The sequence below is a fragment of the Candidatus Dadabacteria bacterium genome, from assembly GCA_026706695.1.
Classification (GTDB): Bacteria; Desulfobacterota_D; UBA1144; order Nemesobacterales; family Nemesobacteraceae; genus Nemesobacter.
In genome coordinates, this window is sequence record JAPOYE010000027.1 from 1 (window position 1) to 3,554 (window position 3,554).

At 44.9% G+C, this 3,554-nt stretch carries 4 protein-coding genes; all 4 read right to left on the bottom strand.

The window, feature by feature from the left end:
* Nucleotides 1-294: 294 nt before the first annotated feature.
* The 4 genes from OXG10_02315 to OXG10_02330 are packed head-to-tail and all read right to left on the bottom strand — an operon-like array spanning nt 295 to nt 3,471.
* On the bottom strand, nt 295-744 hold the full coding sequence (locus OXG10_02315) for a hypothetical protein (GenBank protein ID MCY3826202.1): 450 nt from the start codon (nt 742-744) through the stop codon (nt 295-297).
* A complete protein-coding gene (locus tag OXG10_02320; protein ID MCY3826203.1) occupies nt 741-1,475 on the bottom strand; it encodes a hypothetical protein in 735 nt (244 codons plus the stop codon). Before OXG10_02320 ends, OXG10_02315 begins: the two co-directional genes overlap by 4 nt.
* Complete coding sequence (locus OXG10_02325; GenBank protein MCY3826204.1) at nt 1,472-2,266, bottom strand: TIGR04255 family protein; 795 nt, start codon at nt 2,264-2,266, stop codon at nt 1,472-1,474. Before OXG10_02325 ends, OXG10_02320 begins: the two co-directional genes overlap by 4 nt.
* Entirely contained in the window at nt 2,263-3,471 is a 1,209-nt protein-coding gene (locus OXG10_02330) for a hypothetical protein (protein MCY3826205.1), read from the bottom strand. The genes OXG10_02325 and OXG10_02330 overlap by 4 nt, the downstream gene beginning before the upstream one ends.
* Between the last annotated feature and the right edge of the window lie 83 nt (nt 3,472-3,554).

Below are 3,554 nucleotides of genomic sequence, written 5' to 3' on the forward strand. Positions count from 1 at the left end.
AATCAATATCCGGCGTTCCGTGCCGCTCAGGTTCATGGCGGAGGCATCATGGGCCCCGTCATGGGCCTTCTCATGGACCTCGAACATCTTCCCGGTTTTCCCGGGTGCATAAGGATGCGAAGGGATTCAGGCTTTTTAGCCTGTGAAGTTCGGTTTAGAGATTATCTTTGTCGCTTGGCCCTTTCAAATGAAGTGTTCTCCTCAAAAAGGACTCAAACCCCGTTTTTGGAAACTGTGCACTTCAGCCTTCAACGGGCGGGCCAATTAGAATCATCTCTTCAGATTTACATTCCTTTATTCAGCAACAGCAGGGTGTAAATCGCAGATACATTTCACGATCATCTGTGCTATTAAGTCCGATTTCTCGGGATTCCCGGATGGAAGACCAACGATTTCACTATGGGATGGATCGGCAAGAAATTCCCCTTCAGCATCAAGTGGAGTATGAATAATACGTAAGCCGCGCAACTCTTCAGAAACCAATCTTTTGATTTCTCCTACATTCAATTCGGCAAACCTTCCATTGTTTCGCAGTTTAAGGCGAGATACCGCGCGTATTTCCGCTAACTGCCCTTCCCTCGAAAAATTCCTATAGTACTCAAGCCAATTAACCGAAATCCCTCTCTCGTCCAGCCTACTCTCCCTCAACCTGAATTCAGCAATGTTCACCCGGCCAAGCTCAAAGTTGCTCGGTTTCACGTAGCGGACTATATGGTCACTTTCCGGGAGATCGTTGTCATTCATGCAGACAGAAGACTTTCCAGTTTGAATGCTCGGATTTGGTCGCTTACACCTTGAAGCGTATCTGTTCCAGAAACGCGCGAGACAGACTCATTTTCTGTACGACTCTTGAAAATAACGTATCGGGCCAAGCAGTTTCCCAAGAACTGAATTCCAACAAGGTTGTCTTCATCGTCATCCCAAACAACACGAAGGTCTCCATTATCCATAAGAAACAGACTTCCTCTCCGAATAAATGGTATCAGCCGTATAAACGTCCAGAAATCCCACTCAGAATTTCTGTTGAAATCTACACCTTCTATAACCGCTTCTTCCCGAAGAAATTCAATCCGGAAAGCATAGGAGTAAACGGCTTCCCGGGTCGCTTTAACTCTCGCAATTTGCTCCCGAGCAGCCAAGCTTCCAAAATCAATTGGAGGGATAACCAAATTTGTACCGAGCTCCAAACTTAAGCTGTACAGATCCGGATATTCATGCCCCGTTGCTATCGGAGACATGCTGTAATGAATATCCATCTCTTTGTTTATTTCTCTCAACGGATTGAGAGCGGTTGCATATCCAGCATCAAGAAACTCACGCACATTTAAATTGGCAAATTTCAAAGGGAAAGTTCCGATTGATTCTTGATTTTCCCCCTCAGGTCCAAAAACAGACAAAGAAACCTTATCTTCTAAATTGTCCCGCAGATAAACAGAATCAAACCTTATCATGTCTGTAGACATGGACAAATTCATTGGCCTTCCTCCACCAGTTTCCAGTACTGTCGCTGGATTTCAGGATTTGTGATTTCCAGAAAACATTTGTTGATCAATTCATGTGCATGATCAAACCATGGATCAGTTTCAAGCTTGCCCGCTTTTCCAAGGCGGCCATTTGCCTGAATCTCCATAATTAGAACGGGCTCAGCTTCACCCGACTCTGCTGATGTGACAACATTATTCCTTACTCTAACAACAAGTTGGAGGTCGGGCAACAAATCAAACATATAACTACAGTTAAAAGCGGGAGGAAAAGAAGTAATTCGCGAGGACGGGAAGGAAAACGATGGAATAACATGTTGAGTGTCTTGGGGACCAGACCAGAACGCACAAGATTTTATCACATTGATATAGGTAAGTTGACAGAGATCTATAGTTAGTTCAGGAGTATCAGTATGGTTACGAACAAATTCAGAAAACATTGAGAAATACTTGTCAAAAGCAGGTTTTAAGCACGCGTTGAAGCGAGGGTAATCAGTCTCTTTCCTGCGCCAATTAAGCATTAAGGCATTTTTTTGAACTTGCAACAGGTTAATTTTGTCCTTTGAAATGAACCAATAACGAGGCATGGGAGAAATCTCATTATTTACATCCACAATCCCCTCCGCACCACCTATCGGAATTTGTTGCGATGACTCGGGAAAATCTTCTTTTATCCGAGACCAGAAAATGCCGATATGCTCATTTCTGAGATTAGAAATCGGCGGATTAAAGTATGTCGTTATAATGAGTTCATTTATTGGAGGATTCTGGAATTTTATTGTCATTGGCTAATCACCTTATCGTAGTGCTTTCCTGTTGAATCGAGAAAGCAACGCCCACCAATTTGATCCCATATCCATACATTCCACTGCGGAACTCCACCACGGGAACCACCACCAAGCAACAGACGGATTTTTTTCACGTGCCAGAAAAGACTTTCAACAGCGCGAACTGCTTCAGACACGTTACTCTCCTCGGGCGTGCGCATTCCGTGGACCCAGCTATTCCTAGATTTTCTAACACTTTCGAGCAGTTGGTACAAATCGCGATCAATACGGTTGCTTGCCTCAAGAAATTCCAGAATTACTGATGCAGTATAATCTCTTCCTTTTAATTTCTCTCTTCGTTTCCCAGACATGCGACCAGAATTCTTCATATCGTCTTGAAAACCATCCCAAGCCGATGACAGAAGCTGTTCACAGACCGCCCAAGCCAAAACTACAGCCTCGCCAAATCGCCTTTCAGCGCATCTACATGCTGCCATGTAAGCTGTCTCAATCCACTGAACTAAAACTATATCCTCTAAAGAAAGTATCTGATCAAGCAGTTCTAACGAGTGTTCCACAATCTCTTTTTCCAGAATGTGACGTGAGAAAGGTCGCTCTCTAAGAACCTGATCCTTGTTGTTCAGGGAATTTCGTGCGAGAGCGCGAATATCTTCAGTGTCATCAAAGTAATAAAGAGCATCTTCAAAAGTGAGTGCCTTGAGCGTATTCCAGAAAGTTACGGGAAAACCCATTGCCGCACCGCGATTCTTGACAGTTCTTTCACTGGTAGTCAAGCACGCTTGATGAACATTCATAACTTGCGCTCTGATGACTGCATAGCTCTCGGCCTTTGCTTCAGCTTCTGATGTTTCTTGGGGCGCTTGATAACCGTTTTCATGGAACGGAACACGGTATCCTGGGATTAAAACCTGTGGCGCGAGGTTCCAGGAAGAAAAATCAAAAAGAAAAGAACCGTCGCGTCGCACACAGGCTTCTATACCGGAATTCAATTTTTTTCTGAGAACCACAGCGTGGTGAACTTCCGGATTTAAAACCGATACTGACTCAGGGTCGGGCTCTTCGTTAATCCACACCGCCGGTATTCGGAAATAACCCTCTACCGCAGGTGAAACTCTGTCTGGTTGAATGGTAGGGTCCTCTGTTGGTTTCTTGAATAGGAGTTCATCTTCTTTTGACCTGTATGCCCGAGGAATTCTGTTCATCCGTCGCTCCTATTGTACCGCCGCCGTCCCGGCGGCGGCCTGGTTTGAGAGGTCGTCAGCTGGAGGCGACCCACAGTCGCAAC